At 65.5% G+C, this 17,746-nt stretch carries 12 protein-coding genes and 1 riboswitch; of the genes, 6 read left to right on the top strand and 6 right to left on the bottom strand.

Translation table 11 applies throughout. From position 1 onward, the window contains the following. Positions 1–69: 69 nt before the first annotated feature. Positions 70–1,263, bottom strand: a complete 1,194-nt coding sequence (locus tag BMY71_RS08950; protein ID WP_011502158.1) for a TrmJ/YjtD family RNA methyltransferase — start codon at positions 1,261–1,263, stop codon at positions 70–72. A 421-nt stretch (positions 1,264–1,684) separates the two neighbouring features. Here BMY71_RS08950 and BMY71_RS08945 point away from each other — a divergent pair, with 421 nt between their 5' ends. Next, a complete protein-coding gene (locus BMY71_RS08945) occupies positions 1,685–2,908 on the top strand; it encodes an NADP-dependent isocitrate dehydrogenase (RefSeq protein WP_092683200.1) in 1,224 nt (407 codons plus the stop codon). Positions 2,909–3,052: 144 nt separating this feature from the next. Here the strand turns inward: BMY71_RS08945 and ybaL are convergent, their stop codons facing one another. Then, positions 3,053–4,723: a YbaL family putative K(+) efflux transporter gene (gene ybaL / locus BMY71_RS08940; RefSeq protein WP_092683198.1), complete on the bottom strand. Its 1,671-nt coding sequence runs from the start codon at positions 4,721–4,723 to the stop codon at positions 3,053–3,055. A 193-nt stretch (positions 4,724–4,916) separates the two neighbouring features. Here ybaL and BMY71_RS08935 point away from each other — a divergent pair, with 193 nt between their 5' ends. Beyond that, positions 4,917–6,698, top strand: a complete 1,782-nt coding sequence (locus tag BMY71_RS08935) for a cation:proton antiporter domain-containing protein (protein ID WP_011502155.1) — start codon at positions 4,917–4,919, stop codon at positions 6,696–6,698. Positions 6,699–6,879: 181 nt separating this feature from the next. On the opposite strand, the gene BMY71_RS24875 is transcribed toward BMY71_RS08935, so the two are convergent. After that, positions 6,880–7,017, bottom strand: coding sequence for a hypothetical protein (locus BMY71_RS24875; protein WP_175557639.1), 138 nt, complete (start codon positions 7,015–7,017; stop codon positions 6,880–6,882). A gap of 103 nt (positions 7,018–7,120) precedes the next feature. After that, positions 7,121–9,796: an alanine--tRNA ligase gene (alaS, locus tag BMY71_RS08930; RefSeq protein ID WP_092683196.1), complete on the bottom strand. Its 2,676-nt coding sequence runs from the start codon at positions 9,794–9,796 to the stop codon at positions 7,121–7,123. A 229-nt stretch (positions 9,797–10,025) separates the two neighbouring features. Next, positions 10,026–10,116, top strand: a riboswitch (glycine riboswitch). Between the two features lie 135 nt (positions 10,117–10,251). Between alaS and gcvT the strand changes: the two genes are divergently transcribed. The 3 genes from gcvT to gcvP all read left to right on the top strand — a co-directional run bounded on the left by gcvT (position 10,252) and on the right by gcvP (position 14,838). Next, positions 10,252–11,400 carry a glycine cleavage system aminomethyltransferase GcvT gene (gcvT, locus tag BMY71_RS08925; RefSeq protein WP_092683195.1) on the top strand — a complete coding sequence of 383 codons (1,149 nt, stop codon included), beginning with the start codon at positions 10,252–10,254 and terminating at the stop codon, positions 11,398–11,400. Between the two features lie 8 nt (positions 11,401–11,408). Continuing rightward, on the top strand, positions 11,409–11,774 hold the full coding sequence (gcvH, locus tag BMY71_RS08920; protein ID WP_011502152.1) for a glycine cleavage system protein GcvH: 366 nt from the start codon (positions 11,409–11,411) through the stop codon (positions 11,772–11,774). Positions 11,775–11,943: 169 nt separating this feature from the next. After that, the gene (gcvP, locus tag BMY71_RS08915; protein ID WP_092683674.1) at positions 11,944–14,838 is read left to right on the top strand and encodes an aminomethyl-transferring glycine dehydrogenase; all 2,895 of its coding nucleotides are present in this window, start codon (positions 11,944–11,946) and stop codon (positions 14,836–14,838) included. 453 nt (positions 14,839–15,291) lie between these two features. On the opposite strand, the gene recA is transcribed toward gcvP, so the two are convergent. Next, the gene (gene recA / locus BMY71_RS08910; protein ID WP_011502150.1) at positions 15,292–16,383 is read right to left on the bottom strand and encodes a recombinase RecA; all 1,092 of its coding nucleotides are present in this window, start codon (positions 16,381–16,383) and stop codon (positions 15,292–15,294) included. Positions 16,384–17,085: 702 nt separating this feature from the next. Here recA and BMY71_RS08905 point away from each other — a divergent pair. Beyond that, positions 17,086–17,346 carry a hypothetical protein gene (locus BMY71_RS08905; protein WP_011502149.1) on the top strand — a complete coding sequence of 87 codons (261 nt, stop codon included), beginning with the start codon at positions 17,086–17,088 and terminating at the stop codon, positions 17,344–17,346. An 87-nt stretch (positions 17,347–17,433) separates the two neighbouring features. On the opposite strand, the gene BMY71_RS08900 is transcribed toward BMY71_RS08905, so the two are convergent. Beyond that, positions 17,434–17,616, bottom strand: a complete 183-nt coding sequence (locus tag BMY71_RS08900; protein ID WP_092683193.1) for a hypothetical protein — start codon at positions 17,614–17,616, stop codon at positions 17,434–17,436. Between the last annotated feature and the right edge of the window lie 130 nt (positions 17,617–17,746).

Genomic DNA, 17,746 nt, shown 5'->3' with positions numbered 1-17,746 from the left:
CGCGTCAATAAGCGCGTCAGAGCATCAAGTGAGAGCTTCGGTTCTGATTCAATCGGAACCGGAAAAGCTCTACTGCATAGCCGTCTCCAGCCGCCCCAGCACCGCGTCGAGTTGCTGCTCGATCGCCACCGCCTCGACCCACACCACCTGATAGTCCCGCGCCTCCAGCCACGCTTTTCGCGCGGCGCGGTCCTGCGAGATCGCGTCGGTCTCGCCTTCGTTGACGAGTTCGATCGCGATCTTGCGGGCGAACGAAACGAAGTCCGGAATGTGGCGACCCACCGGGGTCTGGCGTTTGAAGTTGCCGGCGAAGCGGCGGTCGGTGCGGAGCTTTTCCCACAGCAGCCGCTCGGCGTCGGTGGGGTTACGCCGCAACAGCCGCGCCAGGCCGCGCATCGAGCCGCCGTCGTGATCGGCGCCGCTCGCGGTCCGCTCGGCAAGCAGCGCCCGCAGCCGCGTCGCCTGCTCGCCGTCGAGCACGCCGCCCTTGGCCGGGCCCTTGCGGCCTTCGGCGATCGCCATCACCGCGCCGTGCAGCGTGTGCATGTCCTGCTTGGTCGGCTCCATCCGGGTAAAGATGTTGCGCAGGTTCACCAGCATGGTGTCGCGCTTCTCCGGCGGGCGGAGGAACTCGACGCGGTCGAGCTCGGCGACGAGGTTGTCGAAGAACGCGGTCATCTGGTGCTGCGACGCCGGCTCGGAGCGCTCCGGCATCGCGAACGGCAGCGCGCCTTGGGTCGCGTGCTTGAACCACTCGTAGCCCATCAGCAGCACGGCTTGCGCCAGGTTGAGCGAGGCGAAGGCGGGATTGACCGGAAAGGTGACGATGCGGTTGGCGAGCGCAACTTCCTCGTTCTGAAGGCCGTAGCGCTCGCGGCCGAACAGGATGCCGGCGGTCGCGCCGCCCGCGGTCGCGGTCACGATCTCCTGCGCCGCCGCCTCCGGCCCGCGCACCGGCTTGGCCTGATCGTGGGCGCGCGCGGTGGTGGCGAACAGCAGCGTGCAGTCGGCCACCGCCTCTCGTACGGTGTCGAACAGTTCGGCTTGTTCGAGAATATCGTCGGCGCCAGCGGCGGCGCGCTGCGCCGCGATGTTCGGCCAGCCGTCGCGCGGCTTCACCAGCCGCAGACGTTTCAGGCCGAAATTACCCATCGCACGGGCGCACATCCCGATGTTCTCACCGAGCTGCGGCTCAACCAGAATAACAACAGGCCCGGCGAGGTCCGCGGCGGGCTTGGATTTGTCGGTGCCGGAACCGGCCATCAGATCAGCTTTCCGAGACTCCCCTCGGGTTCGACCGAGGGGCGCAGCGCGGGCGTGTTGAGATTTTAGCGGAGCTTCAACGGGGCGGCCGCAACGGCCCGTTCCGCCGCCTTCGGGCTGCCAAGCAGGTGCCAAGTCTGGCGCGATTTCTCAAGCGAAATAATATGTTTACTGTCAGCTTTGACGATTCGTTAAGAACCTGAACGCGGTGCTCGCCCGACGCCGGAGGACGCGCATCACCGTCGGAGGCGTCGCAATACCCGGTGCGGGGCTCTCCGCACCGCCTGGAACGCCTGCCAGATCGCACGCTTTGCTTGCCTATTCGCCTTTCCAGCGCGCGGCGGGCAATGCTATAGCGGGCGCGGCTCACGCCCAATCCCGCCCAGAACGAAGCGCTGTCTCAAAGAAGGCCCGATCCCGCATGGCGAAAATCAAGGTGACCAACCCCGTCGTGGAACTCGACGGCGACGAGATGACCCGGATCATCTGGCAGATGATCAAGGACAAGCTGATCACGCCGTTCCTTGATGTCGAGCTGATGTATTTCGATCTGGGCATGGAGCACCGCGACAAGACCGACGATCAGGTCACCATCGACGCGGCAAATGCGATCAAGCAGGTCGGCGTCGGCGTCAAATGCGCCACCATCACCCCGGACGAAGCGCGGGTGAAGGAATTCGGCCTGAAGAGCATGTGGAAGTCGCCGAACGGCACGATCCGCAACATCCTCGGCGGCGTGATCTTCCGTGAGCCGATCATCTGCAAGAACGTGCCGCGGCTGGTGCCGGGCTGGACCAAGCCGATCGTGATCGGCCGCCACGCCTATGGCGACCAGTATCGCGCGACCGACATCAAGTTCCCCGGCCCCGGCACGCTGACGATGAAGTTCGTCGGCGAGGACGGCTCCGTGATCGAGCGCGAAGTGTTCAAGGCGCCCGGCGCCGGCGTCGCGATGTCGATGTACAACCTCGACGAATCGATCAAGGATTTCGCCCGCGCCTCGCTGAACTACGGCCTGATCCGCAACTACCCGGTCTATCTGTCGACCAAGAACACCATCATGAAAGTCTATGATGGGCGCTTCAAGGACATCTTCCAGGAGATCTTCGACGCCGAGTTCAAGGCCGAATACGATTCCAAGGGCCTGACCTACGAGCACCGCCTGATCGACGACATGGTCGCCTCGGCGCTGAAATGGTCGGGCGGCTACGTCTGGGCCTGCAAGAACTACGACGGCGACGTGCAGTCCGACACCGTGGCGCAGGGCTACGGCTCGCTCGGCCTGATGACCTCGGTGCTGATGACGCCCGACGGCAAGACCGTCGAGGCCGAAGCCGCCCACGGCACCGTCACCCGGCACTATCGCGAACACCAGAAGGGCAAGGCGACCTCGACCAATTCGATCGCCTCGATCTTCGCCTGGACCCGCGGCCTCGCGCATCGCGCCAAGCTCGACAGCAACGAGGAGCTTGCCCGCTTCGCCGACACGCTGGAGAGGGTTTGCGTCGAGACCGTCGAAGCCGGCGCAATGACCAAGGACCTCGCGCTGCTGGTCGGCGCCGACCAGCGCTGGCTGTCGACCGAGGGCTTCCTCGACAAGGTCGCGCAGAACCTCCACAAGGCGATCAACGAATCCGCCGCCTGACCGGCGCGCGCCCGAGCCTACAAGCCAAAAATTCGAAAGGCGCGGATGTCCTCCGCGCCTTTTTGTTTGCGTTATCGCGGACCGGTGCGCCGTCTTCAGCGAGCCTCGAAGGAGGACGCTTCGCGGCGCGCAAGTGTGCGCGCGTCAGGAAGAGGCTGGCTCGGCGCCGATCCGCGCGATCATCGCCCTGGCGATCTCGTCCTCGCCCATGATCACGACGTCGGCGCCGTTCGACTTCAGATGCGCGACCTCTTCGGTCGAATGGGCGCGGGCGATGATCGGCAGCTTGGCGTTCAGCGCGCGCGCCTTGGCGACGATCTGACCGCCCTCGAACGCATCCGGAATCGCGACCAGAAGGCCGCGTGCGCTGGCGATTTCGGCGGCTTCCAGCATGTCCGGCGCGGCGGCGTTGCCGCCGACCGCGGTAATGCCTTCACGCTGGAGCTGCGCTACCCGCTCGGTATCGTCCTCGATCACCACGACGTCGGCGCCGTCGCGGCGCAGCGCGGCGCCGACGATCGAGCCGACGCGGCCGTAGCCGACCAGCACGACGTGGCCGCCATGATGCACCGGCTTTGCGTGTGCGCCGGCGGTCTCCTTCGCCAGGGCCTCCGGCTCGGGCGCCGCCCCGCTCCGCGCACTGAAACGATCCAGCAGCGCGAACATCAGCGGATTGAGCAGGATCGAGATGATCGCACCCGCCAGCACCAGATCGCGACCGCGCTCCGGCAGCAAAGCGAGGCTGACGCCGAGGTTTGCGAGGATGAAGGAGAATTCGCCGATCTGCGCGAGACTGGCCGAGATCGTCAGCGCGGTCATGTTCGGATGACCGAACAGCCGCACGATCAGAAACGCCGCGAGCGACTTGCCGAACACGATGATCAGCACGGTGGCGAGCACCGGCAGAGGCTCCCGGATCAGAATGATCGGATCGACCAGCATGCCGACCGACACGAAGAACAGCACCGCGAAGGCGTCGCGCAACGGCAGCGTCTCGCTGGCGGCGCGCTGGCTGAGTTCGGATTCCGACAGGATCATGCCGGCGAAGAATGCGCCGAGCGCGAACGACACGTCGAACAGGATCGCGGCCCCGAATGCCACCCCGAGCGAGATCGAGAGCACCGCCAGCCGGAACAGTTCGCGCGAGCCGGTGTGCGCCACGTAGTGCAGCATCCACGGGATCACGCGGCGCCCGACCAGCAGCATGAACGCGATGAAGGCGGCGACCTTGCCGAGCGTCAAAGCGATCGGCAGCGCGACCGTGTCCCAGCTCGCGCCGGTGGAGTCGCCCTTGAGCAGGCCGGCCACCGCCGGCAGCAACACCAGCGTCAGAACCATCGCGAGGTCCTCGACGATCAGCCAGCCGACCGCGATCCGGCCGCGATCGCTGTCGACCAGCCGGCGTTCCTGCAAGGCGCGCAGCAGCACCACCGTGCTCGCCACCGACAGCGCCAGACCGAACACGAGGCCGCTGCCGAACGACCAGCCGAGCACGTGGCCGAGCCCGATGCCGAGCGCGCTCGCTGTGGCGATCTGCACCACCGCGCCGGGGATGGCGATCGCCCTCACCGACAGCAGGTCCTTCAGAGAAAAATGCAGGCCGACGCCGAACATCAGAAGAATGATGCCGATCTCGGCAAGTTCATTGGCGATATTCTGATTGGCGACATAGCCCGGCGTGAACGGCCCGATCACCACGCCAGCGAGCAGATAACCCACCAGCGGCGATATCCGCAGCCGCTGCGCCACGACACCGAAAATAAAGGCCAGCACGAGGCCGGCCACGATTGTCGAAATCAAAGGTGTGTTGTGCATGTAAACCTTTGTGCGGCATTGAGACGCGACATTCTACAATTCAGACGGCTACCCATCGCCGCAGTAGATTCGGTGGGCTCGAATGGAACGATTCTACCGCGGCCAATAGCCAAATTTGCGATCTTTTGCCGCAGCGTCGCCTAAATTGATCGAACCCCGCGCCGATTTGGCAGCACCGTGATCTGGAACCTTGATGGCAGCAGCAACCGATATCGGCGTTTACCGGGAAGCCCTGGTGTTTCTCGGCACCGCCGGCGTGGTCATCCCATTGATGGCGCGCCTGCGCATCAGCCCGGTGCTCGGTTTCCTGGTCGCCGGGCTGGTGCTCGGCCCCTACAGCCTCGGCCGCATCGGCGACGGCTTGCCATGGCTGCAGGCGATTACCATCACCTCGCAGGACGCCGTCGACCGGCTCGCGGAGCTCGGCGTCGCCTTCCTGCTGTTCACCATCGGGCTCGAACTGTCGTTCGACCGGCTCTGGACGATGCGCCGGCTGGTGTTCGGGCTCGGCATGTCGCAGGTCGTGCTGACCACGACGGCGATCAGCGGCATCGCGCTGGCTTTCGGCAATACCGTCGAAGCCAGCCTGGTGATCGGCGCCTGTCTGGCGCTGTCCTCGACCGCGATCGTACTGCAGCTGCTGGCCGAGCAGAAGCGGCTGGCGACGATCGCCGGGCGCAGCATCTTCGCGGTGCTGCTGGCGCAGGATCTCGCGGTGGTGCCGATCCTGTTCCTGATCGTGGTGCTGGGCAACGCGGGCGGCGATGGCGCCGCGAGCGCCGGCGCGAGCGCGACCGGATCGGTGTGGCTCGGCCTCGGCATGGCGATGCTCCAGGCGGTTGCCGCAATCCTGCTGATCGTCGGCTTCGGGCGGCTGGTGCTGCGGCGGATGTTCCGGCTGGTCGCGCGCACCCACAACCGCGAACTATTCATGGCGACGATCCTGTTCGTCGTCGTCGGCACCTCGCTGCTCACCCATGTCGCCGGGCTGTCGATGGCGCTTGGCGCGTTCCTCGCCGGCCTGGTGCTGGCGGAAACCGAGTTTCGCCGACAGGTCGAAGTCGATATCGAGCCGTTCAAGGGGATGCTGCTCGGGCTGTTCTTCATCTCGGTCGGAATGCGGATCGATGTCGCCGAGGTGGCGCGCTATCCGGCGATGCTTGCGGCCTCGGTATTCGGCATGGTGACGCTGAAGGCGGCGCTGATCGTGGCGTTGACGCGAGGCTTCGGGCTGTCGTGGCCGGTGGTGGCGGAAGCGAGCCTGCTGCTCGCCGGCGGCGGTGAGTTCGCCTTCCTCGTCCTCGGGCTCGCCAGCTCCAGCGGTCTGGTCACCCGCGAGGTCGAGCAGTTCATGCTGCTGGTGTCGTCCGGCACCATGATGATGACGCCCTATCTGGCGCGGCTGAGCCGAAAGGCGAGCAAGCGCGTGGGGAAAGCCGCGGCGCTGGCCGACGGCCGCGCTGATCCAGGTCCGGCGGAGCCCGGCCGCATTATCGTCGTCGGCTACGGCCGCGTCGGCCGCATCCTCGGCGACATTCTGAGGAAGCAGGACAAGCCGTTCATCGGCATCGAGATCGATCCCGAGGCGGTGGCGAAGGCGCGCCGCGCCGGGCACAATCTGGTCTATGGCGACGCCACGCAGCGAGCCTTCCTGCGTAAATGCGGGCTCGCCGATGCGCCGGTGCTGGTGGTGACGATGCACGACGCCGCCGCCGCCGAGCACGTCGTCGCCGCGGCGCGCGCCGAACGCGCAGACATCCCGGTGATCGTTCGCGCCCGCGACGCCGAACACGCGGTGCGTCTGTTCAAGCTCGGCGCCAGCGACGTGGTGCGCGAAGTGCTGGAAGCGAGCTTCGAAATCGCCTCGACCGTACTGCAGACGGTCGGGATGCCGGCCGGCAAAGTCATCGCCATCGTCCACGACGAACGCGACGCGCGCAAAAAGCAGGTCCGCAAGGGACTGACGGCGGAATAGTCCATCTTTCTCTTAGGGCGCCTATCGTTCGTCATTCCGGGGCGCGCTTGCGCGAGCCCGGAATCCATAACCACCGGCGTCAGCGGTGAGGAGTGGGCGTCGCAAAGCTGTCCTTCGACGCGAATCCAGGGGGTATGGATTCCGGGTTCGCTCACCACGTGAGCGCCCCGGAATGACGAACTCAAAGTTCTGAAGACGAACGCGACGCCCGTCGATAGTGATAGCGGTACAGCTCGGTGGTCAGCCCGAGGCTCGCATAGAGCGCGCGGCCCGCGGTGTTGTCCGAGACGACTTGCAGACACGCCAACGCCCGCGCCATGCGAGAGCTCTCCCGGTTCCGATAGGATCAGAACCGGGCTCTCGATTCGAGTTTGACGCGTCTTCTTTCACGCGACCCGGGATCCACTTCGCTCGCAAACGCTCTATCCGCCGATCGCCGCGGCGATGGCGTCGAGTGCGGCCTGCGCCTTGGAGCCGTCGGGGCCGCCGGCCTGCGCCATGTCGGGCTTGCCGCCGCCGCCCTTGCCGCCGAGCACTTCGGACGCCTTGCGGACCAGATCGACCGCCGAGAATCGCGCCACCAGATCGGGCGTGACGCCGACGACGATCGAGCCCTTGCCGTCCTCGCTCTTCGCCACCAGCGCGATCACGCCGGAGCCGAGCTGCTTCTTGCCCTGATCGACCAGGCTCTTGAGGTCCTTGATCTCGATGCCCTCGACCGCGCGCGCCAACAGCTTGACGCCGCCGACGTCGCGCACATCCGCGCCGCCATCGGCCGCGCCGACAGCGCCACTGCCGCCCATCGCCAGCTTCTTGCGGGCGTCGGAGAGTTCGCGCTCGAGCTTCTTGCGCTCGTCCATCAGCGAGGCGATCCGCGCCGGCATGTCGTCGAGCGTGGTGCGCAGCTCGGCGGCGGCGGCTTTCGCGGTCGCCATTGCGGCGTTGGCGCTTTGCCGCGCGTGTCGCCCGGTCAGCGCTTCGATCCGGCGCACGCCGGAGGCGACCGCGCTTTCGCCGGTCACCGAGATCAGGCCGATGTCGCCGGTGCGCCGCACATGGGTGCCGCCGCACAATTCGACCGACCAGCCGAACGCGTTGGAGCCGTGCTCGCGCGACGCCTTGCCCATCGACACGACGCGAACCTCGTCGCCGTATTTCTCGCCGAAAAGCGCGCGGGCGCCGGCCTCGCGGGCGTCGTCGACCGCCATCAGCCGCGTCGTCACCTCGTCGTTTTCGAGCACGATGTCGTTGGCGATGTCCTCGACGCGGCGGAGTTCGTCCTGCGTGATGGGCTTCTGATGCACGAAGTCGAACCGCAGCCGGTCAGGCGCGACCATCGAGCCCTTCTGCGCGATATGATCGCCCAGCACCTGGCGCAGCGCCTCGTGCAACAGATGCGTCGCCGAGTGATTGGCGCGGATCGATGAACGACGGGAGTGATCGACCTCGAGCGCCAGCGCGGCCTCGGGCTTGACCGTACCCTCTTCCACCGTGCCGAAATGCACGAACAAATCGCCGGCCTTCTTCAACGTGTCGGTGACTCGGAAGCGGACGCCCTCGCCGGTCAACACCCCGGTGTCGCCGACCTGGCCGCCGGACTCGGCGTAAAACGGCGTCTGGTTCAGCACGATCGCGCCGGCATCGCCGGCCTTCAGCGCCTCGACCTCCTTGCCGTCCTTGACCAAGGCGGTGACCACGCCCTCGGCGGTCTCGGTGTCGTAGCCCAGGAATTCGGTGGCGCCGAGCTTGTCGCGCAATCCGAACCAGACGGTTTCGGTCGCAGCCTCGCCGCTGCCCGCCCACGACGCCCGCGCCTTGGCGCGCTGCCGGTCCATCGCGTCGGTGAACGAGGCGATGTCGACGCTGATGCCGCGGTTGCGCAGCGCGTCCTGCGTCAGGTCCAGCGGGAAGCCATAGGTGTCGTACAGCGTGAACGCGGTGTCGCCGTCGAACATGTCGCCCTTCTTCAGCGAGCCGCTCTTTTCGTCGAGGATGGTCAGACCGCGCTCCAGCGTCTTGCGGAAGCGGGTCTCTTCCAGCCGCAGCGTCTCCTCGATCATCGCCTCGGCGCGGACCAGCTCGGGATAGGCCTGGCCCATCTCGCGCACCAGCGCCCACACCAGCCGCCACATCAGCGGCTCGCGCGCGCCGAGCAACTGCCCGTGGCGCATCGCGCGGCGCATGATCCGGCGCAGCACATAGCCGCGGCCCTCGTTCGACGGCAGCACGCCGTCGGCGATCAGGAACGACGCGGCGCGCAAATGATCGGCGATCACCCGCAGCGAGCCCTTCTGCTCGCCCTGCGGATCGGCTCCGGTGAGTTCGGCGATGGCGCGGATCAACGCCTGGAACAGATCGATTTCGTAATTGTCGTGCTTGCCCTGCAGCACCGCGGCGATGCGCTCCAGCCCCATGCCGGTGTCGATCGACGGCTTCGGCAGCGGCGTCCGGTTGCCCGGCGCGACCTGCTCGAACTGCATGAACACCAGGTTCCAGATCTCGATGAAGCGATCGCCGTCCTCCTCCAGCGAGCCGGGCGGGCCGCCAAAGATATGGTCGCCGTGGTCGAAGAAGATTTCCGAGCACGGGCCGCACGGACCGGTGTCGCCCATCTGCCAGAAATTATCCGAGGTCGGGATCCGGATGATCTTCGACTCCGGCAGCCCTGCGATCTTTTTCCACAGGCCGAACGCCTCGTCGTCCTCGGAATACACGGTTACCAGCAGCCGATCCTTCGGCAGGCCGTATTCCTTGGTGATCAGATTCCAGGCCAGCTCGATCGCGCGATCCTTGAAGTAGTCGCCGAACGAGAAGTTGCCGAGCATCTCGAAGAAGGTGTGATGCCGCGCGGTGTAGCCGACATTGTCGAGGTCGTTGTGCTTGCCGCCGGCGCGCACGCATTTCTGCGAGGTGGTGGCGCGATGATACGGTCGCTTCTCGAGCCCGGTGAAGACGTTCTTGAACTGCACCATGCCCGCATTGGTGAACATCAATGTCGGATCGTTGCGCGGCACCAGCGGCGACGACGGTACGATGTCGTGGCCGTTTTTCGCAAAGTAGTTCAGAAACGCAGACCTGATTTCGTTAACGCCGCTCATGTTCGTCCAATCGTCCGGGATGCCCGCGAAACACCCGCTGGGTCCACCTAAGTCCGGGTGCCCAGCCTTTTAGACGCGAGGGTGCGCGCTGTCCAGAAAGTGGGCATGAATTCAGTTGTTTGCCATTCGGCCCGGTCCTTTCCCGGGGGCGTCGCTAAGACCCGTTGATAGCGCCCCGGGCCGCGTTGACAGCCTTGTTGAAGCCGTGTTTCTGTCCTACCTGTTGAAAGTAAGTCGCGTCGGGAGAGATCGGCCGCAAGGCCGGCGCCGAAGGAGCAACCGCCCCGGAAACTCTCAGGCAAACGGACCGCGCGACGGAATGACATCTGGAAAGAGACCGGTCGGGCAAGCGCCCGGTGCGGGTCCGCCGACGGGATAATGCTCTCAGGCGCAGCGACAGATGGGGCTCGAAATGGTGACGAGAAATAGGTCTCGGGAACCGTGGGAGCCTGGAAATGCTGGCCGGTGACGATGCTGCTGCCCTGAAACGAACCCCACTTCACGCGTTGCATCTGGCGCGCGGTGGAAAGATGGTGCCGTTCGCGGGCTATGACATGCCGGTGCAATTCGCGCCGGGCGTGCTGAAGGAGCATCTCCACAACCGCGCCCATGCCGGCCTGTTCGACGTGTCGCATATGGGGCAGATCGAGCTGCGGGCGAAGTCCGGCAAGCTCGATGACGCCGCGCGGGCGCTGGAGCGACTGGTTCCGCAGGACATCGCCGCGCTGCCGCCCGGCCGCCAGCGCTACGCGCAGTTCACCAACGATTCCGGCGGCATCCTCGACGATCTGATGGTCACCAATCTGGGCGACCGGCTGTTCCTGGTGGTCAACGCCGCCTGCAAGGCCGAGGACGAGGCGCATCTGCGCGCGCACCTCTCCGAGACGTGCGAGATCACCGCCCTGCCCGAACGCGCGCTGCTGGCGCTGCAGGGGCCGAAGGCGGAAGCGGCGCTCGGTCATTTCTGTGCCGACATCGGCAAGCTGCGCTTCATGGACGTCGCCGAGCTGACCCTGATGGGACTCCGCTGCTACGTGTCGCGCTCCGGCTACACCGGCGAGGACGGCTTCGAGATCTCGGTGCCGGCCGATGGCGCGGAGGCCTTCGCGCAGGCGCTGCTCGACCATCCGGACGTGCTGCCGATCGGCTTGGGCGCCCGCGACAGCCTGCGCCTGGAAGCCGGACTCTGTCTTTACGGCCACGACATCGATACCACGACCTCGCCGGTCGAAAGCGGGCTGTCCTGGTCGATCCAGAAGAGCCGGCGATCCGGCGGCGCGCGGCCCGGCGGCTTCCTCGGCGCCAGCGCAATTCTGGCCCAGCTCGACCAGGGCACCGCCCGCATCCGCGTCGGCTTCCGGCCGGAAGGCCGCGCCCCGGTGCGCGAGGGCGCGACGCTCTATGCCGGCGCGGATGCCGCAGAGCCGATCGGCGCCGTCACCTCCGGCGGCTTCGGCCCGAGCCTGAACGCGCCGGTGGCGATGGGCTATCTGCCGACCGCGCAGGCCGCCATCGGCACCGTTGTTTTCGCCGAAGTGCGCGGCCAGCGGCTGCCGCTGCGCGTCGCCGCGATGCCTTTTGTCCCGAACACCTACAAGCGTTGAGGATCAGCATGACCACGCTCTACACCTCCGATCACGAATGGCTGAAGATCGAGGGCGACGTCGCCACCATCGGCATCACCAACTACGCGCAGGAACAACTCGGCGACGTGGTGTTTGTCGAGCTGCCGAAGGTCGGCCGCAGCATCAAGAAGGCGGAGGCCGCCGCCGTGGTCGAATCGGTGAAGGCGGCGTCCGACGTCTATGCGCCGATCACCGGCGAAGTGCTCGAGGTCAACGAGACGCTGGGGGCCGAACCGGCGCTGGTGAATTCCGACGCCGGCGGCGCGGCGTGGTTCTTCAAACTGAAGATCGCCGACAAGAGCGAACTCGAAGGCCTGATGGATGAGGCCGCCTACAAGGCGCACACGGCCTGACAAGTCGTGTTGATCCGTCATTGCGAGCGATGCGAAGCAATCCAGAGGTCAGTGCGCTGAGCAGCTGGACGCTTCCGCTACGCTCTTCGCTATGACGAAGTTGAGCATTCTGAGCGACTGCCTTTCGAGCTGGCCTTCGAGGCCGACCGCCTGAGACGAGGAGACCATGATGCCCAATCGCCGACCGATCGACGCCGCCAATAACTTCGTGCGACGCCATATCGGCCCGTCGCCGCAGGACATCGCGCAGATGCTGAGGACCGTGGGAGCGGGCAGCATCGACCAGTTGATGGCCGAGACGCTGCCTTATGCGATCCGCATCAAAGAGCCTCTCTCGCTCGGCGCGCCGCTGTCGGAGACCGAGGCGCTGGCGCACATGACCGAACTTGCAGCGAAGAACGCGGTGTTCACCTCGCTGATCGGCCAAGGCTACTCCGGCACGATCCTGCCGACCGTGATCCAGCGCAATATTCTGGAAAATCCCGCCTGGTACACGGCCTATACGCCGTATCAGCCCGAGATCAGCCAAGGCCGGCTGGAAGCGCTGTTCAACTTCCAGACCATGATCTGCGACCTGACCGGGCTCGACCTCGCCAACGCCTCGCTGCTCGACGAGGCGACCGCGGCGGCGGAAGCGATGGCGCTGGCGGAACGCGCCGCGCAGAAGAAGACCAAGGCGTTCTTCGTCGATCGCGACACCCATCCGCAGACGCTGGCGGTGCTGCGCACCCGCGCCGAACCGCTCGGCTGGTCGATCATCGTCGGCGATCCGGACACCGAACTCGAAGCCGCGGACGTGTTCGGAGCGCTGCTGCAATATCCCGGCTCGTCGGGCGCGCTGCGCGACCCGCGCCCGGCGATCGCGACGCTGCACAACAAGGGCGCGCTCGCTGTGATCGCCGCAGATTTGCTGGCGCTCACGCTGATCACATCGCCCGGCGAACTCGGCGCCGATATCGCGATCGGCTCGGCGCAACGCTTCGGCGTGCCGATGGGCTATGGCGGCCCGCATGCCGGCTACATGGCCGCGCGCGACAGCCTCAAGCGTTCGCTCCCCGGCCGCATCGTCGGCCTGTCGATCGATTCGCACGGCCAGCCGGCCTATCGGCTGGCGATGCAGACCCGCGAGCAGCACATCCGCCGCGAGAAGGCAACCTCGAACATCTGCACCGCGCAGGTGCTGCTGGCGGTGATTGCCGCGATGTATGCGGTGTATCACGGCCCGGACGGCCTCGCCGCGATTGCGCGCCGGGTGCATCGCCGCACCGCGACGCTGGCGAGCGGGCTGAAGCAGCTCGGCTTTGCGCCCATCAACGACGCCTATTTCGATACGCTGACGGTCGAGGTCGGCGACAAGCGCGACGCCATCGTCGCGCGCGCCGAGGCCGAACAGATCAATCTGCGGATCGGCGCGACCTCGCTCGGCATCTCGCTCGATGAAACCACCACCCCCGCGATCGTCGAGGCGCTGTGGCGCGCGTTCGGCGGATCACTCGACTACGCAAGCGTCGAGCGCGACGCGACCGACACGCTGCCGGCGGCGCTGACGCGGACCAGCGACTACCTGACCCAACCGGCGTTCCAGGACTATCGCTCGGAGACCGAGTTGCTGCGCTACATGCGCAAGCTGTCAGACCGCGACCTCGCGCTCGACCGCGCGATGATTCCGCTCGGCTCCTGCACCATGAAACTCAACGCCACCACCGAGATGATGCCGCTGACCTGGCCTCAATTCGGCAGTCTGCATCCGTTCGTGCCGCGGGCGCAGGCGGAGGGCTATCATGCGATGTTCGCGACGCTGGAAGCCTGGCTCGCCGAGATCACCGGCTACGACGCCGTGTCGCTGCAGCCGAATTCCGGCGCGCAGGGCGAATATGCCGGCCTGCTGGCAATCCGCGGCTATCACCTGTCGCGCGGTGAGCCGCACCGCAAGATCTGCCTGATCCCCTCCTCCGCGCACGGCACCAATCCGGCCTCGGCCGCGATGGTCGGGATGGACGTCGTCGTGGTCGCCTGCAACAATCATGGCGACGTCGACGTCGACGATCTGCGCGCCAAGGCGGAGAAGCATTCGGCCGAACTCGCCGCGGTGATGATCACCTATCCATCGACCCACGGCGTGTTCGAGGAGCACATTCGCGAGATCTGCGACATCGTCCATTCCCATGGCGGCCAGATCTATCTCGACGGCGCCAACCTCAACGCGCAGGTCGGCCTGGCGCGGCCCGGCGACTACGGCGCCGATGTCAGCCACCTCAATCTGCACAAGACCTTCTGCATTCCGCATGGCGGCGGCGGACCCGGCATGGGCCCGATCGGCGTCAAGGCGCATCTCGCGCCATTCCTGCCCGGCCATCCGGCCGAGGGCGAGCCGTCGAGCGGCGTGCTGCACGGCGGCGGCACGGTGTCGGCCGCGCCCTATGGCTCGGCGTCGATTCTCACGATCTCCTACATCTACATCCTGATGATGGGCGGCGCCGGCCTGAAGTGGGCCACCGAGATCGCGATCCTCAACGCCAACTACATCGCGGCGCGACTGCAGCCGCATTTCCCGGTGCTGTATCGCAACCTGCGCGGCCGCGTCGCGCATGAATGCATCGTCGATCCGCGACCGCTGAAGACGACGACCGGTGTGACGGTCGACGACATCGCCAAGCGGCTGATCGACTACGGCTTCCACGCCCCGACCATGAGCTTCCCGGTGCCGGGCACGCTGATGATCGAGCCGACCGAATCCGAGTCCAAGGCGGAGATCGACCGGTTCTGCGAGGCGATGATCGCGATCCGGCGGGAGATCGCCCAGATCGAGCAAGGCCGGTTCAAGGTCGAGGCGTCGCCGTTGCGCTTTGCGCCGCATACGGTGCACGACGTCACCAGCGCGGAATGGACGCGGCCCTATCCGCGCACCGAAGGCTGCTTCCCGGCTCCGAACTCGCGCACCGACAAATATTGGTGCCCGGTCGGCCGCGTCGACAACGTCTATGGCGACCGCAACCTGGTGTGCGCGTGCCCGCCGATCGAAGACTACGCACTGGCGGCGGACTACGCCCGGGCGGCGGAGTAGCCCCGACGAGGAAGTCGGCACGGGCGGAAGAGTCCGCACGGTCAAACGCCATGTGCACAGCTGTCATCACCTGAACAGCTGTCATCACCCGCGAAAGCGGGTGATCCAGTATTGCACTGCGTCGGGCCAATGCCCGACAGCTCAACGCGCGCTCTGGGATACTGGGTCATCCGCTTTCGCGGGCGATGACGGCTGAGAACCGTGCGAGCGAACGGTGCAATGACGGTCGGGCGTGGAGCACCCGCGCAACAAACAACTAATAATCTTCGAGCTTTTCCGGTTCTGATAGAATCAGAACCGGAGCTCTAACTTTTTGTTCTGACGCGTTTTCTTCACGCGAACCGGTTTCCACTTCGCTCGAAAACGCTCTAGAAAAGGTGCGGCGAGCGCTACGGGTTCCCCGGCAACAGGGGTTCGCGGCGCCCGCCGACTTAAACTATCCGCGTTAGCGGCTCACTCGTCGACCGGCTCCTCGCCATCGGCATCGCTCTCGGGCGAGCCCGCGAGAATCTGTTCGGCAATCAGGCCGGAGTTCTGCCGGATCGACGCCTCGATCTTGGCGGTGAGATCCGGATTGGCCTTGAGGAACGCCTTGGCGTTCTCGCGGCCCTGACCGAGCCGCTGGCTGTCGTGCGAGAACCAAGCGCCGGATTTATCGACGATCCCGGCCTTGACGCCGAGGTCGAGGATCTCGCCCATCTTGGAGACGCCCTCGCCATACATGATGTCGAACTCGACCTGCTTGAATGGCGGCGCCAGCTTGTTCTTCACCACCTTGACGCGGGTCTGGTTGCCGACGACTTCGTCGCGTTCCTTGATCTGGCCGATGCGGCGGATGTCGAGCCGGACCGACGCGTAGAACTTCAGCGCGTTGCCGCCGGTGGTGGTTTCCGGCGAGCCGTACATCACCCCGATCTTCATCCGGATCTGGTTGATGAAGATCACCATGGTGTTGGATTTGTTGATCGAGGCGGTCAGCTTGCGCAGCGCCTGGCTCATCAGCCGCGCCTGCAGGCCGGGCAGCGCATCGCCCATTTCGCCCTCGAGTTCGGCGCGCGGCACCAGCGCCGCGACCGAGTCGACGATCAGCACGTCGATCGCGCCGGAGCGCACCAGCGTATCGGCGATCTCCAGCGCCTGCTCACCATGGTCAGGCTGCGAGATCAGAAGCTCGTCGACATTGACGCCAAGCTTGCGGGCATAGACCGGGTCGAGCGCGTGCTCGGCGTCGATGAAGGCGCAAATGCCGCCCTTCTTCTGCGCCTCGGCCACGCAATGCAGCGCCAGCGTCGTTTTTCCGGACGATTCCGGCCCGTAGATCTCGACCACCCGCCCCTTCGGCAGCCCGCCGACGCCCAGCGCAATATCCAGCCCGAGCGACCCGGAGGAGATCGTTTCGATGTCCATCGACCGGTCGTTCTTGCCGAGCCGCATCACCGAGCCCTTGCCGAACTGGCGCTCGATCTGAGACAGCGCAGCAGTCAGGGCCTTGGTCTTGTCCATGGAGGATCCTTCGACGATACGCAGAGCAGTAGGGGCAGCCATATGAAGCTCCTTATGAACGGGATTCGCCAATGGGACAAACCGCGCCGGCCCAAGGCCGACAGAAAGTTACGTACACTATTTGTTCTCCGTTCGCAATATGTTCTTTGAGCGCTACCTGCTCGATTCACCCACTCGATGGATGAATGGCGGCCACTCAATCGCTGATGGAGGTGGAGCGGCTTAGTTTGGCGCGACCGTCCGATGGCCAAACGTGCTGGCGAGCAGCCGAGTCGACCCGTCCTGCTGGTCGGCGCCGCTCTGGTGATCCGAATCCGGTCGCGTCCCGATTCGTTTAATTTTCGCTAACGGTCTCAATTGACCAACGCAGGCTGAGCGTAAGTCCAATGCTGCGCTCATCACCCGACCGCCCTCGGCATTCATCGGTGACTGAGAGTGTAATTGCTCCCGCCTGATCCAAGGGGAAGCACCATGCCTCGATCTCTGAGAACACCTCCGATTTGGCCGCAGCAACGCAACTGCAGCGATTGCGAGCACATCTTCTCGAGCGAGTGCGTCGCCTGCGAACATGCCCATAAGATCTTGAACGCCTCGGAAGATCCGATGCAATCGAGAGAATTGCAGCGCTGGATCGAGAGCCCGCTGCGCTCCGCGAGTTGATACTGCCGGCATTCCGGCCTTAGACCCACTTGGTGCGCTAGCGTATTCACCATTTGTCAATGCTCGCCGCGCAGAACTACGGGCATGACGATGCAGCTTGCCCCCTCGAAGCCGCCGGACAAGATCAGGGTGCTTTGCACCAAATGCCGCGTGCCGTTCCGCGAGAAGATCAAGAACATTCGGGAAGGCGCTCAGGTGCAATGCCCGACCTGCAACAAGCTGATCACGTTCTCGAGCGACTCCGCCGATCTCGGCGTCCAGCGCGCCTTCACTGAAGTCCGCCGGATCAAGAACGGCATGCTGCTGTCGATCCATCGCGGCAGCGGCGACGGCGTGATGGACTGAGCGCTGATGCTGCCCCCCGACGCAGCCCGCTGATCGCCACATCCGCACATCCGGCATCGCCGTCAGTCGCCGGCGCCGTGGTCCCCATCAGCGCAGGCTCTGGATACCCCACATCACCAGCAGCATCGCCGGAACGCAGATCGCGGCCCACACCCCCCATTGGATGACGCCAGTCGCCACGCCCCGGCGGAACGCCGCGATCAGCCGGTAGGTCACGATGATCCAGGGTAGAATGATCCCGACCAGAATGGCGTCCACATACCAGTTCATTGCGACAGATCCCCGCGCGTTGCTCGATATTGCTTTAGGTGGTGTGGACTCTAAGGATTCCCTTTTAGGAGCAAATCAGATTCAAGGCTGCTTTTGAGGAGGCAGCCTTGGGTGTGAAGGAGCGTTTGGT

The organism is Rhodopseudomonas pseudopalustris, from assembly GCF_900110435.1.
Taxonomy (GTDB): domain Bacteria; phylum Pseudomonadota; class Alphaproteobacteria; order Rhizobiales; family Xanthobacteraceae; genus Rhodopseudomonas; species Rhodopseudomonas pseudopalustris.
This window is presented reverse-complemented; position numbering and strand designations above follow the sequence as displayed.